This window comes from uncultured Allobosea sp., assembly GCF_945957345.1.
GTDB lineage: Bacteria > Pseudomonadota > Alphaproteobacteria > Rhizobiales > Beijerinckiaceae > Allobosea.
Genome location: NZ_CAMFKW010000017.1, coordinates 48,169 through 71,710, shown reverse-complemented (window position 1 = coordinate 71,710; position 23,542 = coordinate 48,169). Strand labels below are relative to the sequence as shown.

The following is a 23,542-nucleotide window of genomic DNA, read 5'->3' as shown; positions in this document are numbered from 1 at the left end:
ATGAGCCCCGCGAGCCGCCCCCTCTCCGCGATCGCCAAGACGATCCGCAGCAAGAATGCCGGCGTCGACCACATCACCTTCGACGTGATCTTCCCCGACCGCGCAAGCTACGACCATGTCAGGGCGAGCGGCGCTCTCTCGCCCGACGCGGTCTGCAGTGTCTTCGGCATCGAGCGCGAAAGGCTGACCGACCATGTCGAGTTCGACCCGGCCTTCGCCATCAAGTTCACCATCGCCCGCGAGAGCGGCAGCGGCACACTCGGTGACGGCGACCTGTTCGGGAGCCAGCATTATGCGCCGTTGATCGACATTCCGATTCCGGAGCGCGCCGCCGGCTAGATCGCGTGCCGATGGAGCCATAATGCCACCGGCTCCTTCGAACGAGACATGATGTCCGCCGCTGGGCATGGCCTCGATGTTCGGCGCTGGCGCCCAAAGCCTGATCCATATCCCGGATGTCGGCGTCGAGAGTCGATCGATGTCGTAGCGATCCCGGAGACCGGCAAGCGCAGTCGGGTCGGGAGCCCTCGCGCCGCCGGCTTGGCGAGTTTCTCGAAATCGTTCTCGTTCCCGGGGCGGCGAGACGGCCATTCGCAGGGCAGTGACGCCCCGATGCCGAAGGCGCAACCATCACGGGGTCTTCGTCGTTGTAGCATCGTCCCTTCATCGTTCCGTCATTTGAGCCGCCAATAGTCCGGCCCATTCGGCTCCGGCTGCGGACAGCGGTACGGCGGCCTGCGCGCGACGACGAGGCGGCCATGGATGTGAACGCAGTCAAGGAAGCGGTCGCCTGCAGCACGGAATGCGCGCGCATCGGACCGCGATGCAGATGCGGCGACGCCTTCGCCTGAATGACCGCCTTCCGTCCCTGAAACCATCCGCCCTGTATCGAGTGTGAACATGTCCCCCATCAATATGGACCGCATCAAAGACGAGATCATCGACAGCTTCGACGAGGAGCTGGAGCTTCAGCTTGAAGACGACCGACTCGACGACCTGGTCGCGGAAGGGCTGGAGGGGCAGGCCGGCAAGATGCTCGACCGGAAGATCTATTTCCGCGAGCTCTTCCGCCTGCAGCATGAGCTCGTCCGGTTACAGGACTGGGTCCAGTACAAGAAGCTCAAGGTCGTCGTGCTGTTCGAGGGCCGCGATTCCGCCGGCAAGGGCGGCGCCATCAAGCGCGTGACGCAGCGGCTCAACCCGCGCGTCTGCCGCGTCGTCGCCCTGCCCGCCCCGACGGAGCGCGAGCGCAACCAATGGTATTTCCAGCGCTATGTCCCGTACCTGCCGACGGCCGGCGAAATGGTCCTGTTCGACCGCTCCTGGTACAATCGCGCCGGCGTCGAGCGGGTGATGGGCTTCTGCACACCGGACGAGCTGGAGGAGTTCTTCCGCTCGGTTCCGGATTTCGAGCACATGCTCGTGCGTTCGGGCATCATCCTGATCAAATACTGGTTCTCGATCACCGACGAGGAGCAGGAATTCCGCTTCCGCATGCGCATCGAGGATCCGCTAAAGCAGTGGAAGCTCTCGCCCATGGATCTGGAAAGCCGCGTCCACTGGGAAGACTACACCCGCGCCAAGGAGGACATGCTGGAGCGCACCCATACCGAACATGCGCCATGGTCGGTGGTGCAGGCAGTCGACAAGAAGCGGGCACGCCTCAACATGATCTCACATCTGCTGGCGCAGATTCCCTACGAGGACGTGCCCAAGCCGGAAATCGTGCTGCCTGCCCGCGTGCGCAACCCTGACTATCTGCGCCATCCCGTTCCGCCCGAGATGTATGTTCCCGAGCGCTATTGAAGGCTTCATCCTGTCACGCGCCCCTCGCGTGTGACAGGCCCTTGTGCCTCGCAGCAGCTGACCGCGATCATCGGCGGCTCGGTCCGGCTCGGCACCCGAGCCGGCTGCGGAAGTGATCATCCCCTGGTCCATCGCGAAGCGCCGAGTTTCGGCTTTTGCTTGCACGCTCGCGAGCGCTTCGATGCTTGCCGTCTCCAGCGGATATTCGCGGTGACCGACCGGCCCTCGACCGGGCGCAGAAGCGCGCCGCAACGAAGATCTGCGAAGACTTTCCGGGTCGTCCCGCTCTTTCTGTGGCTGACCTGATCATAACGATGCGATCGGCGACAGAGAGTGATTGCGCTACGGGGTTCTGCCGGGCAAGAACGAAGGTCGACGGGCACCAGAATCGTTTTTATGAGGCCGCTGCGCGCTGCCTGGAAGGTCAGATGGTCACACGCGCCGAATTGGCATCGGGGGTGGAACGCGCGTTCCTCGATCACGGCTATCAGTATCTGACGATGGCCGCGCTGGCCGATGCCATCGATGTGACGCGACGGACCGTCTATAACTATTTCGGCTCGAAGGAAGAGGCTTTCCGCTTCCTCATCGAGGATGCCAATGCCCGTGCCGTGGAAGCCGGCTTGGCCGCTGGTCGGGCCTGCTTGGAGCGAGCGCAGGATCCCGTCGAAATCTTTGCGACGGTGCTGGATGTCCGGTATGGCGACAACCGCCGCCGCCTCGCGAAATCGCCGCATGCCGTCGAGATCAACGACCAGGCTTTCCGTCGCTGCCGCGATCTCATGGTTGCCTCCGCGATCTCCTTCCAGGCGGAGCTCGCCACTTTCATCACGGAACTGCAGACCCTCAAGGCGCTTCAGCTGCGGCCGGGCCTCGACGCCCAGACCTTGGCTCAATTGCTCGCCGACGGTGCGCGGGGCACCAATCAGAGCCTCCCGCCGACCGACCCCGAGACGCTCAAGCTGCGCTATCGGGCGATGGTCGGTGCGATCCTGTACGGCGCAGCCACTCAACCCTGACACGCCGGACCGGCGACCTGACCTGACATGATCGGCATTCGCACGCGCCGTGCGGATTTCGGGCGCATTCGCGCACGCGATGCACGCCATCTATAGATTCCCAAATTGCATAAAAGTGTGCAATATGTGTCCCGTTGATTCAAGCGGCCGCGAACCGTGAAGCACCGGGGAAAGTATGAAGACGACGGAAGATCGGGCTTCGGAACTGCTTGCTGCGTCCGGCTTCGATCGCGTCGCCCGCCGTCTGGCCGGCGGGTTTCTGGCTGTCCATGAGGCTGTCCCTCGATTGGCCTCGCTTTTCTCGACGCAACAGCGCTGGCTCATGTCGCACGTGGCTCTGGCGCGCCATTTCTACGCAGTTCGTTCGGGAAGGCCGGGACTGTCGCGGCGCGAGTTCCTCGAGGATCTCCAGCCTCTCGGGCTGGCGAGCCGCAACACGGCAGCGGCCTTCTTCGACGAGGTTCTCCATTACGGCATCGTCCAGCCCGCCCCGGCCGGCGGCCGGGCGCCCGATCTCGTCGTGCCGGCGCCGGCCACGTTGTCGGCGCTGATGGAATGGTTCGCCCTCCATCTTGATGCGCTCGATAGGGTGGATGGCGGCAGCCGGCTCGCGCAATTGCGCCGGACCCCCGAGCACATGCTCGTCACCATGCAGCCGCTGGTCGCCGCCTCGCTCATCGGCAACCCGACCATCCGGCGGCCCCCGCAAAGCTATGCGATCTTCGCCTCCATCGATGACGGGGGCAGCCTGATGGACCGCCTCATTGCCGGCCTCGATGCCGACGCATCGCAGCATGAGGCGCGCGCGCTCACCAATGTCACCTCGATCTCGGCTTTGGTCCAGCGGCTCGATCTCTCGCGCACCCATGCCGGCCGCACGATCGCGGCCGCAGCTGCGATGGGCGCACTCGGCTGGGACGGAACGCCGGGCCGTTCCAGGCTCTGGCTCTCCCAGGCGTTCCGCAACGAGTACGCGCTGATGCAGGCCATGAAGCTGGCCATCATCGACGACGCCTTCGGCGTCACGGTCGGGAGGGACGAGCCGATGATGGAAGCCGACATACCCGAACGCACGGCCGATGATGCATGGGCCAGCCCGCCTCATTGAGCGGCGGCCGAACGCCGCCGATCCGGGTCAGAGACGCTCGCCAAGCAGCGCGAAATTCGCCAGGCTGATCAGATGGGCATGGATCGGCACCAGATAGCCCTTGCGACGCAGGTCGAGCCAAGCCTCGTCGGAAAGCCCGTTCAACCGCTCCTCGGAGATCGCCTGGAAGCCGCTATAGCTCGAGGTCGAGCCATCGGCCGCCCGGATGTCGATATTGATCGTCTGGAACAGGTCCAGTGCCTTCATCGCCTCGGTGAAGGCCGCCGTCGCCTTGGCGGCCTCGGCATATTCCGCGACGAAACCGATGATTCCCCGCAAGGCCTCGGCCGGCTCGCCATCCTCCTGGAACAGCCGCTCACCCTGCTCGTTCTGCAGGCCGGCATAGCCACCGTCGACGCAGATGATCTGCTGCTCGGCCGAGACGTCGCCGCCGATGAAAGGATAGCGCCGCAGATAGGCCGGCGCATGCTGACCGCGCCAGCGCCCTTCGCCGTCGACGAAGCGGCTTTCGCCGGGGCGCATCCCGACCATGAAGAGCGGCGAGACCGTACCGCCCTCGTCCAGGAACAGGATCGGCATGTCGCGGCAGCCGGGAACAAATTCAGCCGTCAGTGCCGGCAGGACATGGGCCTGGGCCGCAAAGGCATAGGGCTTGTCGACGGGCGCCAGGCGGGCTTCGCGACGCGTGTTGCGATCAAGCGCGGCGATGCTGGAATAGAAGAGCGGCAGAGCGGCCATGATCCTGTCCTGATGGCGATAGCTTGGTGTCAGATGGTTTTGCGCAGCGTCAGGCGGAAATAGAGCTCCGCATCGCGCTGGACGGCCGAGACCCGCTCGAGCGGGTGTCCGATGCCGCCTTCCAGCGTTGCCCATTCCAGCGGACGCCAGATCAACCCCGCACCGATCGAGGTGGCGCGCATCGTGAAGTTGGGATTGGCATAGGTCCGGCCGTGGTCGAGGAAGGCGAAGGCCTCGAACTGCTTCAGGACATCCGGCAGCGTGTAGTGCAGCTCGGCCTGGCCGTAAAAGCCGGAATTGCCGAAGGCCGCGCCGATCGGATAGCCGCGCACCGTCGTCGGCCCACCGATCTGAAAAATCTGGTCGCCCGGAAGCTGCGTCTCGCCGGTATATTGCCAGGCGCCGACCAGCGTGCCGTAGACATCGTCGCTGATGCGCCAGACCGAGGCGGTATTGCCGGTCCAGATCGTGTAATTCCGCCGCGTGTCGGCCAGTTTGTCGTGATGGGCGATCTGCCCCCAATTCACCGTGGACGAGTGGTTCAGGTTCGCGATGTTCACGTTCAGCGCAGCGCCGACGCTCGCGCGGGTATAGCGGGTATCGACGGTCGTGAAGTCGAGCTGCTTGCTGTGCCCCGCGCCGACGCCGACAGCGCCCGTTGCCTGCAGCAACACGGACTCGGTCGCGAAGACCGGCTGCGACAGGGTCAGCGACGCGCTTTCCGACACGCCCTCCGGCCGCAATTCGCGGATCGCGCCGTTGACGATGTGATAGCCCGAACGCGTGAAGCTGACGCCGAGCCGCGTGCCCCAGGGCGAGACGGGGAGCGTATAACTGCCGGTGCCGACGATGCTGCCGCGGGCGCGCGAGCCGTAGAAGACCAGGCGATCGTCGATGCCGAGCAGATTGCTGTGCTTCAGGAAGAGCGTTCCCTGGTAGCGGCCCGTCGAGAGCACGCCCTGATTGTCGAAGGAGATCTGGGCCAGGTTGCGCGGCGCCTCCGTCAAGGCGAGATCGAGATCGGTCAGGCCGAAGCTTGCGCCGGCATTGAGCTGCGCCCGGATCTGCGCCTCGTTGAGCCGGTTGAAGATCGAGACGGCGCGGTTGAGCTCCGGCGTGTCGACCACCTCTCCCTCGGCGACCGGAACTTGCGAACGAACATACCAGGGCCAGCTCTGGACGGCGCCCGAAACCGAAACCTTGCCGACGCGCCCCTCGACGAGGCCGATCTTCAGGATACCCCCCGTGAGCTTCTGCGGCGGCAGTACCGCACTCGCCGTGATCTGTCCTTTCGCCGCATAGAGATCGTTGACCGCCTGCAGAATCTTGCCGATCTCGGCGAGATCGACCTTGCGGCCGACATAGCGCGCCCGGATGGCATCGAGCTCGGCCGTATCGAGAAAGCGCGAGGCGTCGAAATCGATGCGCGTCAGCACGACGGTCGCGCCACCGGCGGGAAATTCGAGCCGCGGACCGGCCGGCGCTGCGACGACGCCGGGGCCGCTCTGGCGCTGCGGCGCGGTCCGACGCTCGATCTCCAGCCGCTGTCGCTCGGCCTCATTCTCGATCGTGCGCGACACGACCTGTGCCGAGGCTGTTTCGGCGACGCAACCCAGCAGAAGAACCCAACCGAGGCGCCAGGCAGCGCGCCGTGCCATCCTCAAGGCCGATCCTCCGTCTCATCCAGATTGACCGGCGGCTGGCCGGGTTTGGCCGAGGCCACAAACTCGAGAGGCTGCCCGGAGGGAACGCCGCGCCAGTTGCCGGCGCCGGCCCAGAAGCTGCGCCAGTTTCCGCCCGCGCCGAAGCTGAAGCCGCTGCCGGCGACCTCTCCCGCGGTATCGTTCAGCAAGGCGCCCAGTCGTGGCAGATCGCGCGTCAGCGAGCCGCCGGCCGAGGGCGGGATATCGACGACGTCGGAGTCGAAGCGAATGATGTAGGCGTTCGTCAGCAGCTTCGAGCCGTCCAGGTCGAGATAGAACGGGCGCCCTCTCGCATAGAGCTGCACGTCATAGGCATAGTCCGGTGCCAGCGAGCGGTTGTTGGTGAGCACCGTCATTGACGGTGTCTTCACCGCAAACGCACCGGGAATGAAGGCTTCGGCGATCCCGACCTTGCCCGCTGTCGTCGTCAGCGTGCCGTCGGTCGCGGCAATCCGGCTCGCCAGAATATCGCTGGCCTGGACGTTCAGATCGACACGATCGGCACTACGCTCGCGGAAGCCGGTGATGTCGAGCGCCAGCGGCAAGTCGCCACCCGGCAGGTGAACGATATCGGCGACGATCTGCGTGCCGGTGATGACGATGCTTTCGCCAGCGCTGAAACGGCCCAGGCGCACCGCGTCCGGCGCACCGGCCACAAGCCGACGCGATGCCCCGTTCTGGATCCTGATCGAGCCCTGACCGCTGCGCCCGGCCAGGAACGCCAGGGTGTCGCGGGCCGTGATTGTCCCGCCATCGATGTCACCTGCGGCCATGATCACAGCCGAGCCGCCGGAATTGATGGTCGATGCGACCACGCCCGCCTGGCTCGAGAGCAGGCGGATGTCCCTGCCGGCCAGAAGCGTCCCGATCGTCACGTCTCCAGCCGCTTCGGCATCGGCATTCCCGTCACTCGTCAGCACTGCCGCAGAGATGATTCCCGCCGCAGACCGGATGAAAAGATCTCCTCCGGCATGAGCGGTGCCAACGAGGACCGCCCCCGGCGCGCGCAACCCAAGTCTTCCGCCGGCCGTCAGGCTGGCAATGTCCAGCGAGCCGGCCGTCGTGGCGATTTCCGCGGCGCCACCTGCCGTCAGGCTGGTCGTGACCGATACCGGGCCGGCCGCGGTCAGCGTCGCCGCACCCGCCGCATCGATCGTCCCTGCCGTGATGCCGGCCGCGCTGGAGACCGCCGAGAACGCGCCTGCCGTGGTCGTCGCGCTGGTCAGGCTGATCAGGCCAGTCGCTTGGAGCGAGGTCGCACCGCCCGCCCGCAGGCTCGCCAGGATCAGCGTGCCGTTCTGCGCGGTGACGTCGGCCGTGCCGCCGGCAAGGATCGCGCCGGTCACGCTGATCGAGGTCGCCGCCGTCAAGGAGAGGTTGCCGGCGATGTCGAGGCCGGCCAGTGACAGGTTCGCGCCCGTCGAGGTCACCGCGAGGTCACCCGCCCTCGTGCTCGCATCGCCCAACGTCACCGCGCCCGAGGCCGAGAGCGTCGCACCTGCACCCGCCGTCAGGCTGGCGATGCCCAGCGTACCGGCCGTCGTCGTGACACTCGCCGCGTCGCCCGCGGTCAGGCTGGTCGTGACCGATATCGGGCCAGCCGCTGTCAGCATCGCCGCACCCGCCGCATTGATCGTTCCGGCCGTGATTCCGGCCGCGCCGGAGACCGCCGAGAACGCACCCGCCGTGGTCGTCGCGCTGGTCAGGCTGATCAGGTCGGTCGCTTGGAGCGAGGTCGCACCGCCGGTCAGCAGGCTCGCCAGGGTCAGCCTGCCGTTCTGCGCGGTGATATCCGCCGTGCCGCCGGCAAGGATCGCGCCGGTCGCGCTGATCGAGGTCGCCGCCGTCAGGGTGAGGTTGCCGGCGATGTCGAGGCCGGCCAGTGACAGGTTCGCGCCCGTCGAAGCCACCGTGAGATCGCCGGAGGTCGTACTGCTATCGCCGAGGGTGACCGCGCCCGAAGCCGAGAGCGTCGCGCCCGTTCCGGCCGCCAAGCTGGCGACACCGAGAGCGCCGGCGGTGGTCGTGACACTCGCCGCGCCGCCCGAGGCCAAGCTGGTCGTGACGGAGATCGGCCCCGCCGCCGTCAGCGTCGCCGCACCCGCCACATCGATCGTCCCGGCCGTGATGCCGGCCGCGCTCGACACCGCCGAGAACGCACCCGTGATGGTCTTCGCGCTGGTCAGGCTGATCAGGCCGGTCGCTTGGAGCGACGTCGCCCCGCCCGCCCGCAGGCTCGCCAGAGTCAGCGTGCCGTTCTGCGCAGTCATCCCGGCCGTGCCACCCGCCACGATCGCGCCGGTCGCCTCGATTGAGGTCGCCGCCGTCAGCGTCAAGCTGCCGGCGATGTCCAAGGCGGCCAGCGACAGGTTCGCGCTCGTCGAGGTCACCGCGAGGTCACCCGCCGTCGTGCTCGCATCGCCGAGCGTCACCGCGCCCGATGCCGAGAGGGCCGCGCCTGCCCCTGCCGTCAGGCTCGCAATGCCCAGCGTGCCCGCCGTGGTCGCAATATCAGCCAAGCCCGCGGTCGTTGCCGTATCCACGGACAGATTGCCGCTGGCGAAGAGGCTCGCTGCGCCGGCATCGGCTTTCAGGCTCGTGACATGTGTCGCACCCGAGACACCGATGTGGATGTCTCCGGCCAGGCTGCGCGCCGAAAGGCTCGGCGCCGCGACTGTCATGGCCGCGGTCGCACTGCCAAGACCGCTGCCGGCCTGGAGCGAGACCACGCCACCGGCCCCGCTGGCATCGACCAGCGTGCCGGTGTCTCCATTGGCGAGGATCGAGCCTGCGGCCGTGATCACGATCGAGGCCGTGCCGGCTGGCGCGACAAGTGCGCTGGCAACATGACCGAGCTTGATATCCCCGCCGGAAGCGAGGCTCGCCCGCCCCGCGGCTTGAATGTCGATGCCGTTGCTCATGACGATCTTGGCGCCGGCCAGTGCGATCGCGCCGGCGGAGGAGCGCAGTGTGCCGAGGACATCGATCTCGCCGTCCGCCGTGGCGACGAGGCCGTTCACGGCATCGATTGCGCCCAGGCGCAACGCGCTGGGCGACTGGCCGGAGACGGCCGGCGCCGCCAGCCAGGCCTGGCCGCCGATCTGGCCCGTAACGGATCCGGTGGCTGCGGTTTGCAGGCCGAGCGCCGCGGAAGCCGAACCGACATTGCCGGTGGCGTTCAACTGGACGGAGCTCGCCGAGATCGCAATGCCCGGCAGATAACCCTGGATGCCGCCGCTGCGCGCGGTAAGCGAGGCCGTGCCCGAAGCGAAGATGCGGCCGATCTCGGCAGTGCCGGCATTGGCGACGAGATAGGCGTCGCCCGCAGCCGCGGAGGCCGAGACGAGCTTGCCGCCGATCTGGTAGGTCAGCGGCGTCGCTGCCGAGCCGATGCCACCGCCGCCGGCAGCCAGCACGAGATCGCCGCCGGTCTGGATCTGGACGGGATTGCGCGGCGTCGTCCCGTCGGCCTGCGTGCCGACGACGATACCCTGGGGCGCCTGAAGGTTGATCGTGCCGGTCGCCGAGATCTGGCCGATCGTCAGCGTTCCGCCGGCTGCACGCGGCGTACCGGAGGACCGCACGTTCGTGGTCGCCTGGACATAGGCATCGCCCTGGGCCGAGGCCGAGAACGTCCCCGTCGCGTTGATGAAGAGCGGCGCGGTCTGCTTCACGTCGACGCGGGTGAGCGTGACGCCAGCGGGCAGGTTGCCGAGATCGGTCACCTCGACGAGACTGCCATCCTGCCGCTGCCCCATGATCTTGACGCTGCCGGCCGTGGTCGCGACCGAGAGCGCGGCGAGCTGCGCATCGGTGATCGAACCATTGCGGATGGCGTCGAGCGCGACCTGCATGTCCGGCGCGAGCGAGCCGATGCTCCCGGCGATGTTGAGCGTCACGTCATGACCGACGACCAGCGCCGTGCCGTTGCCGACGACGCCGGAAGCCGGCTGCAAGGCGGATTTGTTGATCGCCGAGATCAGCTGCCGATCGGTCCAGACGGCATCCCCGGCGATGCGGGTCGCAAGGCCGGGAGCTGCATCGGAGGCGGCCGCGCTGAAGCTGAAGCTATTGTCCGCCGTGGCCGGATTGAAGCGGGTCTGGCTGGCCCAGCCGCTGCCGTAAGCCATCTCGAAGACGCCGGAATAGGCGGCATAGCGTGAAGCCGCGTAATCCTTCACCTCCTGCGCGCTCGCCGCATGGCCGAGCGCTGCATCGGCGAAGGCCTGGTAGAGCGGGATCGCATTGTCGCTGAGCGTGAAGACCTTCTGGCTGACGCCACCGACGGTCTGGGTGCTGACGCTGCCATTGCGAACCAGGGCGATGTAGAGCCCGTAGCTCTGCGTCACCTGCTTCTCGAAGCTGGCGACGCTGGCCAGGGCGGCGGCGTCCGCGCCATCGGCCGAGGTCAGCTTGAGCGAGCGGGAGACCTGCGAGAGCTGGTCGGCGCTGAGCGCCTGCGCAGCGGTCTGCCCGGTCGCGGAGACCAGCCTGCCGGCAGCGACGTCGATGCGGACATTGCCGGTTTCGCTTGCGATCTCGCCGACGCGCAGATCGCCCGAGACCTGCGCGATGCCGATATCGCCCAGCGCGCTGACATTGACGACGCCGTCGACATAGCTGCCGTTCGGCAGCAGCGTCGCGACCGCGCGCATCTTAATCGGGTTGGCGATCGAGCCGATGCTGCCGGTATCGCTGGACAGCGTGATGTTGCGGCCGATGACATTGGCGGAGGCCGTGACCACCGAGTCGAGGCTGCCCGTGGCATGCACCCGGATATCGCCATAGGTGCCGGGCGTGCCATCGGCGCGCAGCGCGGCAATGCGGGCGCTGCCGGTGATGTCGAGATTGATGCCGCCGCTGCCGGTGGTCGCGCTGAGCTGCGCACCCGAGGTCAGGGTCGTGGTGATCGCCTGCGAAGCGGTGCCGATTGAATCGCGGGCATTCAGCGTCAGGTTGTTGCTCAGCAGCGAGACGTTGGGCGCCTGCGTGATACTGCCGGCCGATGCGGTGATCGTGGTCGAGCCGCTCGGGTTGACGATATTGCCCTGGAGCAGGACCGAGCTGTTCGAATTGATGTTGACGGTGCCGGCCGCATTGCCGGCGAAACTGATGCCGACGCGATTGTCGGCCTTGACCGAGGCCGTAACCTGCACGAAGGCGCGGGTCACCATCTGATAGTTCCAGATCGCCTGCCCGGCACCGGGCTGCGCAACGAAGTCGCGGTCGCAATGGTTGATCGCCTGCAGGTTGCAGCCGCTGTAATGCGCTTCGTTGTTGATGAAGTCGAGCTGGCCGCCGGTGATCTCCTGCGTCAGTCCGACACTGGTCAAGCCGGGCTTGTTCGTGATCCGGCCCGACACGCCACCGCTCGGGGCCTGCGCATTGCGCGACCACCAATACATCCAATCCGCGCCGGGATTGGTGCTGGGCGACTGGGCGTCGACATAGACCCAGGGATTGCCCGACGTGCCGGAATCGTAGCGCCAGTAGGATACGAGGTCGCGCACCTGCGTGGTCTGCGGCGTCAGCCCCTCCTTCTGGAGCAGGGCCTGCTGCGTCCACTCGTAGCGCGTGCCGGCGACGGGATCGTAGCTTGCCGTGGCGCCGGCGATGAATTCGACCGGGCCGGAGGTGGGCTGGGCACCGTTCATCGTCTTGTAGATGGCGATACCGACGCCCGGCGTATAGGCGTAGATCTTCGTGTTCAGGCCGGAAGTGATCAGTCTGTCGATGATCGTGATCTTGCTGGTGCTGGCGTTCACGCCGGCCGCGGTGCCGGTATTGATGCGGTTGGTGACGAGGTCGAGCCCCGACTGGTTGTTCACGCTGACATTGCCGAAGCCACCATTGACCTTGATGTTGCCGAGCGTGTTCGTGCTGATGATCTGGCCGTCCAGCAGCACCGAACCGCCACCCGAGGACGCGTTGACGTCGGCCATGACGAGGCGGTCGTTGACGACGTCGTAGGAGATCGGCACGGCGTTCGGCGCCGACCAGCCGCCGCCGAAGATGCTGGAGAAACTGACCGTAGTGGTGCCGTCGCGGAGCCAGTCCTGGCGATTGCTGCGCAGGATGTCGCCGACATTCCCGCCGATCGTGCCCTGCCAATCGGTGATCCGGCCGGCCTCGATCGAGGCGTTGATATTGATCGTGGTCGCCTTGATCGCGACCTGGGAGCCGTAGATCTTGGTGCCGCCGCCGGCGGCGGTCGGGTTGCTCTCCCGGTAGACCTGGCGGTCGGGGATGACCATGAAGCGGATATCGTTGCCCATGTCATAGCCGCCGGTGCAGGCATAGCCGGCATCGCCGATATAGCCGATGCAGTTGCCATAGAACTGCATCGAAAAGTTGCGCCGCGTGCCCTCGTCCTGCTTGCCGTAGAGGAAATAGTTCAGGTTGGTCGCGCCCTGGCCGTAGGCGAGCGCATTGGCAACCGCAAAGACCGCCTCGTTGACATTGAGCGCGTCGCCCGGTCCGCCGCCGGGATAGTAGATGGCGCCTGCGTATTCCGCCTGGGGCGCCGCGCCGGCATTGTACATACCGTTCGGCCCGTTCGAGGAGACCACGACCGCGCCGTTCGGGACGGTCGTGTTGAACTGGAGCGCGTCGATGCGCTGGCCGGAGAAGCCGAAGGACCCTTGCGTGTTGTTGAGCGAGACCACGCCGGCGAGGTTGGTGATATCGCCTGATATCAGCAGCCCCGGCCCTTTGCCGCTGGCATCGAGCGCGCCGGTATAGCTGTTGTCGATGGTGATGACCGGCGTGGCGTCGGGATTGGTGTGGCGCGTCAGCGAGCCGCTGGAGCCGATGATCTGGCCGCCGGTCGTCTCGGGAATATAGGCGCCGCCATCGAGGAGTAGATAGGCGTTGCTGCGGTTGATGACGGTGATCGAGGGGCCGCCATTCGCCGTCAGTGTGCCGCTGCCCTCGACCCTGCTGCCGTTGACGCGGACATTGCCGCCTGCGGCATAGAGCTGGCTGAGACGCACCGCCTTGACCGGCGACGAGCTGACACCCGAGATCAGCGTGCCCGAAACCGTGGGGTCGTAGTTGGCGTTGACATAGGCGACCGCATCGAAAGCCGGGTTGTAGCCGGCGGTGACGGGCGCGCCGCTGATGAAGCGGATGGTCGGCGTGTCGTTGGGGCCGCATTGCACGGAAGCGGTGGGTCCACAGCCGATCTCGATGCGCTGGGTGTTGTAGATGCCGGCGGTGGCGGTGCCATTCATCACCAGCGTCGAACTCGACGAGAAGCCAGGGCTGCTCGTCCCGGATGTCACCGGGATGAAATAGAGCTGGTAGCCATGGCCGGTGCCGTCGGCCTGGGCATTCAGCAGCCCGTCATAAGCGCCGAGGCCGATATTCTGGGCGCTGGAGATGGTGGCGCCGTAATCGACCTGGACCTTGGCGTGGTTCTGCAGATCGGTCGAGGCATCGGCGTCTGGAACGGCGATGATGCCGCGGACATAGCCGAGCGCCGTCGCCACGCCGGTGAGGCTGTTGAGGCGCAAGCCCGAACCATCGCGGCCAGCCACGACATTGACATCGGCAAGCCCGATCAGGGACGAGTTCGCACCCACCTTGACGTCATTGTTGGTGATTACAGTGACATCGGCATCGGCGAGGCCGACGCTCGCCAGGCCGTAGGTATTCACATAGGCGTTCGCGCGGACCGTGGCGGTCGTGTACGTGCCGATATTGATCGCGCCGAACGAGCTCAAGGCGTCGTTGCTGCCGAGCGTGACCTCGTTGTCGACATGGGCGCCGTAATGCGCGGTGACGCCTGCTCCCTGCAGCAGGCCGCCCGTAGTCAGGGAGGCGGTGTCGTCGGCCGTCAGCTCGGTCCAGGCCTGGAGGAGCATCGGCCCCGGTGCGGCCGTCGGGCTCATGCCCGAGGCGATCCCGACATTGTCCCCGAGGATGACCTTCGAGGTCCCGGTGATGTCGGTGATCGAAGTCGCGCCAGCCCCGTTGATGCCGCCACCGGCGGCAGCCTGCACGGTGTCGCCGAGGTCCAGCTGCGTGAAGGCGTTGCGGCTGGTGATCGAAACCGCCTGCTGGCAGCTCGACAGATAGCAGCCGGCCGTGTTCGGGCCGGTCGCAGTGATGCGGCTGCCAGCACCCAGGGTGGTGAGGACGTGGACGGTCGCGTCATGGCGCCCGAGCGCGGCGCTGGCGCCCACGGCCGAAGCCTGCAGGCTGTCGATCAGCGCCGCATAGCTGTCGTCATGGCTCGCCGCGATCGTGACGCGGCCGGTATTGATTACGGCGTTTTCGCCGACCGAGGTCGTTACGGTGGCGGTGTTCCCGGTCTTCCCCACCGCGCCCGAGCCGGCATAGAGGCCGCCGCTGCCCGCCTTGGCATGGACTATCTGCGTGTCGCTGCCGGTCGCGGAGAGAGAGAAGCTGCCGGCGCCGCCCGCCGCCATGCTGGCGCCATCGCCGAGCGAGGCAAGGGTGGTGGCGCCGCTGTCAGCCTTGGCATTGACCGAGCCGATGGCTGCGGTGCCGGCTGCGGTGATGCCGGTCGCGGTCGCCGTCTGGATCGTGGTGTTGCTTGCAGTGACCGTGACGGTCCCTGTCGGCAGGCGGACATAGTTGCCGATCGACGCCGTCACCGAGGCCGTGTTGTGGGCCTGCGCATCGGTGCCGGTCGCGGCGACGTAATAGGCGCCGGAACCGGCGATCGCCGAGGCAGCCGCAGAAGTGCCGCCCCTGCTGAAGTCGCCGGTCGCATCAGGCAATTCCGAGGCATCGCCGGCCGACGTGCCGAAGACCGAGCCCGTCGCCAGGACGGAAAGCGTGCCGGCTGTGAACTGGCTCGCCGGCAGGCTGGCATTGTCCTCGATGGCGGCACGCACCGTCGGGGCTGCACTGGCATTGGCGACCGCGACGCCAACGGCGAGACCGCCGGCCACCGCGGCGCCCTTGGCAAAGGCCTTGGCGTCCGGCGAGGCCGTGGCCGCAACGGTAATGGTGCCTGTCCCGACATTTGCACGGGCGCCGGCGCCAATCGTGGCGGAGACATTCGTAGTGTCATCGGCGTCCGCATCGGCGCCTGCGCCGGCCGCGAGCAGGCCGCCCACACCGGCAACGGCAGCGGCATGGGCCGCGCCCCTGCTGGTCGCGTTGATCGACAGTCCCGTGCCGGTGAAGCTCGAGCCTGCGAGATAATTCGCGGCAACCGTGCTTTCGGCCGCGCTCTTCGCCAGCGAGACGCCGAGCGCGAGCCCGCCGGCAACCGTCGCGCCGAACGCGTCCGAACGCCCGGTCTGACTATTGAGGGCGGTGACGGTGGTCGCACCGATCGTGGTCAGCGCACCGCCGAGCGTCGCGCTCACCTGATTGGACAGCGTGCCCTTGGCAACGGCGGCTCCGGCTGCGGCGGCAAGCGCACCCGCTCCGGCCGTCGCCTCGACGCGCGCGGCAGAACCCGTGCCGTCGGCCGAGGTCGCCGTCACGCTGATCGTGCCGGTGTTGGCGGTCGTCGGGGCGAGGCTCGCGACGACGTTGTCGCCGATATTGGTATAGGCCGTCGCCGCGCCGCCTCCGGCCGCGCCGCCGGCACCGACGCCGCTGGCGATGTTGCTGGTCGTCGTACGCGACAACGAGGAGACCGCGACCGAGCCGCTGGTGATGCTGCCGCCGGTGACGGTTGCCGCCGTCCGCGAGCCGTCGGAATCGAGCAGCGCCGAGGCGCTCTGCGCGGCGGGCGCGACGATGCGGCTGCGATTGGCGTTGAAGAAGCTGTATTGCTGCCCCGCATAGGCACGCACCTCGGCATCGCTCGCGGCATGCCCGAGGCTGGCGCTGGCGTCCGCACGATAGGCGGCGAGACCGGCGCTGCTCAGCGTCAGCACGCCGTTGCTCACGGTGCCGTTGGTCAGAAGGCGGGCATAGGCGTCGTTGGCGGCGCTGCGGATCTGATCGGCGCTGGCATCCGGCGTGGTCGCGGTGACCGTCGAACGATAGGCGCTGACGCCGGCATCGCTCATCAGATAGGAGACCGCACCGCCGCTCAGAGCCGTGTAGCGCTGCGCCGCCCAGTCCCGAACCTGCTGATCGGTCGGGCTGGCGATGCCGAGCGCCGTCGCCGCGGCACTGCGCAGGGCTGTGACGCCTGAGTTCGTCAGGGTCAGCGCGCCGTTGGCGACACTGCCATTGGCGAGCAACTGATTATAGTCGGTCTGCGCCGCATCGCGCAGCGCGGCATCGCTCATCGCGGCGCCGGCCGCGCCACGATAAGTGCGATAGGCAGTGAGTCCGCTCGCGCTCAGCACGAGCGCGGCATTGCCGGCCGTGAGCTGGTCGACGCGGGCGAGCGTGCCGTTGCCGCCGGCATTGAGCTCGGCGCCCGCGCCGGAGGGCGTGCCGGTGCCGACAGAGATCACCGCGACCGCGGCACCGATGCCGACAGAGCCGCCGACGCCATAGGTCATGGTGTTCGCGTCGACCGTGCGGTCGGAGGTCGCGGAGGCCGAGACGGCGCCCGGCGCGGACAGGATCGAGCCCGTGATATCGGCGAGCACGCGGCTGTCGAGGCTCGCGATATTGGCGGCCGCACCGGCGCCAAAGGCACCATTGGCGCCGGCCGCCGTGGTCGCATCGATGGAGGTGGTTTCGTTGGCGGTGACGCTGATGCCGGCCAAGCTGGCGGGGCGCAGCGTCGCGGTGACGCCATAGAGCCCGGCGCGGGTCTCGTTCTCGACATCGACGAAGGAGACCATGCCGGCGACACCGGCAAAGCCACCCGCCGCGCCACCGGCGGAAAGCGTGGTGAAATCGTTGACGCTGCGCGCCGCGACCGCAAGCGCGCCGTTGAGATTGAGCGCGGTCTGGCCGGAGCCTCCGCCGATCGTCGCCAGCGTGGTGTTGCGGCTGGTGCCGACTACGAAGGACGAGCCCATGCCGACGCCGCCGGCCGCGCCGGTCGCCGCCTGGGCATAGAAGCCGTTGCGGCTCTCGGCATTGATGCCGACGCGGCCGGCCGTGACGAGGCCCTGGTCTAGAGTGGCCGTGGTCGTGGCCGCGAAGCTATTGACGACGCCGGAAGCCGCGGCGCCGCCGATACCGATCGCGAAGCCCAGCACATTGCTCGCCGCCGATTGCGAGGCGTTGGCGGCGATGTCGAGCGCGGTGACGCCGGCGCCGGCAAAGCCTGGCGTGGTCGTTCCCAGCGTGGAATTCGTTAGCCCGGCATGGGTGGTGCGCCCCATGATCGTATTGGCATCGGCGCCAGCGGCCGCGGCACCGCCAGCCGAGCCGACCGTGATGAAGGTCGCGGCATAGGAATGGCTCGCAGCCTCGATCGCGACAGCCGTCGAATCCGTGCCGGTGAGGCGCGTGTTCGCCGCGCTGTCGTCGACGACGGCGCTGGTGCTGCCGGCGAGCACGTTGCGGATCGGCACCACGGCGATGGCACCGCTGATCGGGAAGATCGATACCGCCCCGGTCACCGAATTCGCCAGCACCGATTGCTGCGAGGTCGCGACGACGCCGAGCCCGTGGATGCTGCGCGCCGACATCGCCAGCGAAGGCTGGGTCGAGCTCGGGTTATTGGCGGTGCTGAGGTCGAAGGCGGAGACGAGCTGGCCGGCATTGTAGCTCAGCGCGCCGCTGCCGCCCGCGCGTGCGTCGACGGTGCTGTCGCTGATCGAGGCCGTCGTCGCGCCCTCGATGCTGTTGTTCACGATCGACAGGCCACCGGCGATGCTGGGCGATGCGACGGTGACACCGAGCGCGCCGGCGACGGCCCCTATCTGGTCGCTATTCGCCGCGAAGACACCGAGGTTATTGTCGGCGATGATGTCGGCGCCGGTGATGGTCGCGGCTACGTCCGTGGCGACGCTGTTGTTCGCGACCGAGCCGGCAAGACCGACATTGCGGGAGATCGCGACACCGACAGCCACGGTGTCGATCCTTGCGGTTGAGCCGCTGAGCAGCACGACATCGCCGGTCGCGCGCAGGCGCGCATCGGCGACCTCGGACGAAACCATGTTGGCGACGTTGCTCTCCACGACGGAGAGGCCGAGCGCAGCCGCTCCGATGCCGATGCCGAGCGAGCCAGCGCTGCCACGGATCGACGAGGCGACATTGCTGGACACGGCGATGCCACCGGCGGTCACCGACGTGCCGACGCCATCGATGCGGGCGCGAACGACGTTCTCGATCGATTGCAGCACGACCGAGGCGGTACCCGCGAACTGCCCGGTCGCGGCGCCGAAGCCGATGGCGACGCCGGTCAGCGTCGCCCCGTCCTGGGCGACGACACTGACATTGCCGCCAGCCGTGACGGTGGCGAAGTCGATCGAAGCGAGATGCGACTGGGCGATCGTGTTGCTGAGCAGCGAGACGCCGACATTGTTGGTCCCGGCCTGCACGGTGCCGGTGATGGCCAGGACGGCCGCGCCGTCGGAATTGGCAGTGCCTCCATTGGCCACCGCGCCGGAGAAATCGACCTGGGATGCGCCGGCAGAAACCGACTGGCGGCCGCGGATGAGATCGTCATAGACGCCGATCCGGCTGCCATCGGCCAGCACCACGACGTCCCCCGCGACCGAGACCGTCGCGAGCGCGCCGCTAACGCCCGAGATCGCCGCGTTCGTCGTCGGCGTGATCCGATTGATGACGAAGGCGCCGCCGAGCGCGTTCCCTCCGAGGCCGGCGGTGATCGCCGAGGAGACGATGCGGCTGGCATTCGCCGCCCTGACCTGCAGCCGGTCGAGGCTGGTAAGCGTGGAGCGCGTCACCTTGGCGCTGACCGCGTCCTCGCCATCGGGGTCGCCGATGTCGACATAGGTCAACGCGATGCCGACGCCGTTCTTGGCGCCAGCATAGGCGGCGCCGCCGCCGATGCCGATATCGGTCGTCTGATAGGCGTCGACCGTGACGAGATTCGATACCGAGGCGTTCGCCGGCGCGATCAGCGTGGAATCGACGATCGAGGCCGAGACGCGGTTCGTCACCAGCCCCAGTGCCACCGACATGGCCGCGGCGGCGTTTCCACCTCCCGAGCCGGCCAGGCCGAGCCCGACGACGGTGGCGCGGCCACCGGCCAGCGCCCGCACGCTGGTATCACCGACATCCGTGAGGGACGACTGGCTGATCCGGGCATCGGTGCTGTTGTCGAGCTTGGCGAAGGCGATCGCGCCGGCAAGACTCGCGCTCGAGGCTTCGCGGGCACCGGTGAGATTGATCGCGGCCGAGCCCGAGCCCAGTTCGAGGATGGTCGAGTTCAGCGCGGTGACGGCGGTGGAGACCGCATTCGTCTTGGCCTCGACCCTGGCGCCGTCGATCCAGGCCGAGGTGCCGAGCTGGGTCGATGCGACTGCGGCGCTGCCGGCCAGGGCGAAGGACGGCTTCCCCCCGCCCTGCGACGCGCTGGCGGCAGAGACGACCGCGAAGAACGGGTCGTCGGTGACGAAATCCATCGTGCCGTCGACGACCGCCGCAGCGACCGAGGCCGCCGAGAGCCACCCGCTGGTCGTTGCCTGGACGCTCAGCGAATCCGTCTCGATGCGGCCGGGCGTGGTGCCGGTGCCGCGCAGGCGATCATCGGACAGATCGCCGGAATTGTCGCCGATATAGCCGCGCGTAATCGTGGTGGCGTCGATCCGGCCGACGGACACGCCGGCGCTGCTGCCGCCCGTGCCGGCCACGACGATCCCGCCGCTGACCGACAGGACCGAGACGGCCTGCTCCGCCGCGACGGCCACGACATCGGCAACGATGACAGCGCGATTGCTGATCGAGGCCAGGGTCTGATTGTTCAGGCTCGCCAGCCCCGCCATACCGCTCAGCACGGTACCCTGCGCTCGGCCCGACGAGGTCACGACCACGTACATCACGTCGGATGTCGTGGCCTTCACGTCCAGCCCCGTCGCCGTGATGGTCGCGCCGTCGGCGATGGCTGCGACCGTCCTGCTGGTGCGGCCGATGCTGAGGAGGGAGCCGCCTGCCGCGGAGCCGGCGCCGCCATTGAGGCCGCCGGTCAGGCCGAAATTGCCGCCGCCATCGATGCTGTGCACCGTCGTGCCGGCGATGACGTTGACGGCCTTGTTCCAGTCCTGGACATAGCCATCGGCCAAAGTCGTCGTCCAAGGCGAAGCCAGCGCCGTCGTGTTGAGCGTCGCACCGCTGGCGACATAGGCCGAGGTGTCGTTGGTGACCCGGAAATAGTCGACCGCGCCGGCCAGGCCGAGCTGCTGGGACTGCGAGCTGGCATTGGCATAGCTCGTCATGATGTTGTTGACGGTGCCGAGATTGCCGTTCAGGTGCGAGACGACCTCGAGGGGGCCGGCCCAGTTCGTCCAGGTATTCGAGATCGGCATCTCGTTGGTCGCGCCAACGCCGATACGGTAGGCGTTGATCGTCACGCCGGAACCGATGAAGGCCGTCGACTCGTGCGCGTAATTGCCGACGCCGATGCCGAAGGAGAGCGAGACCTGCGCCTCTGGCTGCGCGCTCGTCGGATCCTTCGAGTTCGAGTTGATCGAGCTGTCGGCGATCAGGCGCACGCCGAAATCGGACTGGCGGCTCGTCACCACGACGTTGCCGTCGGAATTGAGCGTCGGGGCCACCGCACCTGAATCGGCAGCGATCGCGGCACTGGCGCCGAGGCTGCTGTCGGCGATGGCGATGGCGCTGCCGGCCTTGACGGGAACGCTCGACGAGCCGCTCGAGAGCTTGCCGAAGATCTGGCTGAGCAGGGTCGAGACGGTCGTGCCGCTCGGACCGGCGTTGAAGATCAGGTTGTCGCCGACAGTCGTCGAGGCGCTGGTGGCGTTCTTGGTCGTGTCGGATACGGCCGACACCGTGATGCTCTTCACCTTGTTCGTGCTCGTGCCGAGCGAGGCGCCGAGCAGGGCATCGGCTTGCGCCTTGTAATCGGAATAGGCGATCGCAGCGCCCGCCACGCCCCCCGACGCGGCCACGGAGGTGGCCGAGGTCGAGAAGGAGTTGGTATTGAGCGCGGTGACGCTGACGTTGCTGAGGCCGCCGGTGGTGATCGTCGCGCCCGAATGGACCTTTGCCGCAGTGGTGACGTCGACATTGCCATAGGCGACGGTCGCTGCCGCGAGCGCCGTGCCGACGGTCACCGAGATGGCGGAGACGCCGAGCTTGACGTCGTTCTCAGCCCTGACCGCGAGGTTGCGTCCGACATTGATCGTGGCGCCCGAGGCGATGTCGGCTGTCACGGTGCCAGCGATCTCGCCGATCGAGACCGCCCCACCGAACACGTTGCTGCCCGTGATCGTGATCGCGGGCAGCGAGGCCTCCTGCCGGCCCTGGGCGGTGATGCTGACGTCGCGCGTCGCTTCGATCGTCGCGCCGGTGGCAACCTGGACCCGGCTGGTGATGTCGCTGCCGACATAGCCGCCGTTCAGGCCGTACGCGATACCGGCAGCCGTCTGAGCCGCCAGCGCCACCAGCGAGCCCGGCGAGAAATTGACGTAGGATGCGACCGCCGTGGCGTCCGCCTTCAGCAGCACATCGCGGCCGGTGATCGTGCCGTAAATGTCGATGGTCGAGCTGGCGCTGGCGCGGCCGGCGATCAGCGTTTCCGCGGTCGTCGCGTCGAGCGTCACGTCGCCGGCGGCATAGCTGCTGCCGGAGCTCACCCCGGCCAGCAACTTGCCGCTGACCGTGATGCTGGGCGCCGCCAGCGTGATGCTGCCGGAATTGCCGAGCGAGGGATTCGCGACCGACAACTCGCCATTATTGGCGGAGCGGTTGAAGTTGCGGGTATCGATGATGCCATCGCTGGCGATCGTGATGCTGTTGCTGGCCTCCAGCGACACATTCGTGCCGTTGGTGATCATGTTGGCGCTGCCGCCGGTTCCGATGACGATGTCGGTGGGATCGATATAGAGCAGGCCAGCCTTGCCGTTGCGGGCCGAGAGATCGACATCGACGGCGCCGAGCGTCACCGTGCCCCGGGCGCTGAGCTCGAGGAAGCCGCCATCGCCGATGCTGCCCGCGGTGCCGCGGAAGACCGCGCCGCTCTCCACATCGAGATTGGTGCCGGCGAAGACCCGGGCAGAGCCACCCTTGGCTGCAACGCCCTGCGCGGCGCTGACATCGATCAGGGCACCGCGCGCGATCGCGATGCCACCATCCGAGACGATCGAGACCGTACCGCCTTCGCCGGTGTTCACACTCGGCCGGCCGCTCGCTGTGGATGAAGATGCCTTCGGCTGAGCGCCGGTCGCGGTAATCCGCGCCGTCGCGGCGATGGTCGTGCCCTTGCCCGAGCGGATGGCGATCGACCCGGCAGAGCGGCGTCCCGTCGCAGCCGCATTCAATGACCCGGAAATCGAGGCCGTGTCGGCCGCCACGATCTCGATGCCCCCCCCGCGCCGCGCGACCATCGTGGCGCCCTGGCGCATCCCGTTGGTGTTCACGCTCTGTGCGAAGGCCGCGCCATGTTGCCGGCGACGCTCGCCGATATCGACGGTCGAGGCATTGGCGGCGATCTGGCCGGCGACGCTGACCGAATGGCCGTTGAGGCTGACGCCGCGGCGGGCATTGATGCGGCCGTCGACAGTGATGGTGCCATCGGCCGAGATCGGCACGTCATTGGCGCGCAGGCGCGCGGCAAGCGCCTCGTTCACCACGCCGTTCGGTCCGATGACCTGATCGAGGAACTCGCGCGTGGGCGTATTGACCGTCAGTTGACCGGTATTGATCACGCCGTTCGGCCCGACGGTGAAGCCGGCCGAATCCGAGAAATAGATGTGGCCGCCGATCTGGCCGTTCCGGTAGGAATTCAGGATGCCGTTGATGACGACGGGGCCGTCGCGGACGATGTTGACCAGCGCGCCGGTATTCTGCGGCAGGTGCATGTTGACGGTGGTGCCCGCCGCCTGCTCGAAGCGCGAGAACGAATTGTAGCCGGCGCCGCCGGACACGGTCTGCGTCGTGATCGTCGTCGTCGTGCCATTGACCGAGACGCTGGTCTGGGTGCGGCCATCGGGCGTGATCAGGTTCTGCGCGAAGGCCGGCGCGTTCCACAGCGCCAGCGCCATCGCCTGGCCGACCAGGCAGCGCTGCCGCCACGATGCGAGGATCGAGCGTGGCCGGGTTGCGAATGCGTCGTTGCGCCGGATGCCGGCCCGATAGGGCGCGGAAGCCTGGGCCGGGCGGGGCGAACGACGCTTGGACAT

General features: G+C 67.6%; 8 protein-coding genes. 4 read left to right on the top strand and 4 right to left on the bottom strand.

The features are described from left to right. From Q0Q36_RS10820 to Q0Q36_RS10810, 3 genes are all read left to right on the top strand, one after another. The gene (locus Q0Q36_RS10820) at window positions 1-339 is read left to right on the top strand and encodes a DUF4387 domain-containing protein (RefSeq protein WP_293798065.1); all 339 of its coding nucleotides are present in this window, start codon (window positions 1-3) and stop codon (window positions 337-339) included. A 555-nt stretch (window positions 340-894) separates the two neighbouring features. Beyond that, entirely contained in the window at window positions 895-1,806 is a 912-nt protein-coding gene (ppk2, locus tag Q0Q36_RS10815) for a polyphosphate kinase 2 (protein WP_293798064.1), read from the top strand. Between the two features lie 428 nt (window positions 1,807-2,234). Next, entirely contained in the window at window positions 2,235-2,825 is a 591-nt protein-coding gene (locus tag Q0Q36_RS10810) for a TetR/AcrR family transcriptional regulator (RefSeq protein ID WP_293798062.1), read from the top strand. Window positions 2,826-2,964: 139 nt separating this feature from the next. Here the strand turns inward: Q0Q36_RS10810 and Q0Q36_RS10805 are convergent, their stop codons facing one another. After that, window positions 2,965-3,096, bottom strand: coding sequence for a hypothetical protein (locus Q0Q36_RS10805; protein WP_293798061.1), 132 nt, complete (start codon window positions 3,094-3,096; stop codon window positions 2,965-2,967). Window positions 3,097-3,147: 51 nt separating this feature from the next. Between Q0Q36_RS10805 and Q0Q36_RS10800 the strand changes: the two genes are divergently transcribed. Beyond that, entirely contained in the window at window positions 3,148-3,933 is a 786-nt protein-coding gene (locus tag Q0Q36_RS10800; protein WP_293798060.1) for a hypothetical protein, read from the top strand. Window positions 3,934-3,960: 27 nt separating this feature from the next. Here Q0Q36_RS10800 and Q0Q36_RS10795 read toward each other — a convergent pair whose 3' ends face one another. Genes Q0Q36_RS10795 through Q0Q36_RS10785 form a run of 3 tightly spaced genes read right to left on the bottom strand, consistent with a single transcriptional unit; the run spans window position 3,961 to window position 23,542 of the window. Then, window positions 3,961-4,671 (bottom strand): SapC family protein, encoded by a 711-nt coding sequence (locus tag Q0Q36_RS10795; RefSeq protein WP_293798059.1) that lies wholly within the window; start codon window positions 4,669-4,671, stop codon window positions 3,961-3,963. Between the two features lie 29 nt (window positions 4,672-4,700). Continuing rightward, entirely contained in the window at window positions 4,701-6,329 is a 1,629-nt protein-coding gene (locus Q0Q36_RS10790) for a ShlB/FhaC/HecB family hemolysin secretion/activation protein (RefSeq protein WP_293798058.1), read from the bottom strand. A gap of 2 nt (window positions 6,330-6,331) precedes the next feature. After that, entirely contained in the window at window positions 6,332-23,542 is a 17,211-nt protein-coding gene (locus Q0Q36_RS10785; protein ID WP_293798055.1) for a leukotoxin LktA family filamentous adhesin, read from the bottom strand.

What these genes read in the sequence shown, in the direction of transcription:
- Q0Q36_RS10790 (WP_293798058.1), bottom strand. Translation starts at nt 6,329, where the DNA reads ATGGCACGGCGCGCTGCCTGGCGCCTCGGTTGGGTTCTTCTGCTGGGT.
- Q0Q36_RS10810 (WP_293798062.1), top strand. Translation starts at nt 2,235, where the DNA reads ATGGTCACACGCGCCGAATTGGCATCGGGGGTGGAACGCGCGTTCCTC.
- Q0Q36_RS10820 (WP_293798065.1), top strand. Translation starts at nt 1, where the DNA reads ATGAGCCCCGCGAGCCGCCCCCTCTCCGCGATCGCCAAGACGATCCGC.
- Q0Q36_RS10805 (WP_293798061.1), bottom strand. Translation starts at nt 3,096, where the DNA reads ATGGACAGCCAGAAACCCGCCGGCCAGACGGCGGGCGACGCGATCGAA.
- Q0Q36_RS10785 (WP_293798055.1), bottom strand. Translation starts at nt 23,542, where the DNA reads ATGTCCAAGCGTCGTTCGCCCCGCCCGGCCCAGGCTTCCGCGCCCTAT.
- Q0Q36_RS10795 (WP_293798059.1), bottom strand. Translation starts at nt 4,671, where the DNA reads ATGGCCGCTCTGCCGCTCTTCTATTCCAGCATCGCCGCGCTTGATCGC.
- Q0Q36_RS10800 (WP_293798060.1), top strand. Translation starts at nt 3,148, where the DNA reads ATGTCGCACGTGGCTCTGGCGCGCCATTTCTACGCAGTTCGTTCGGGA.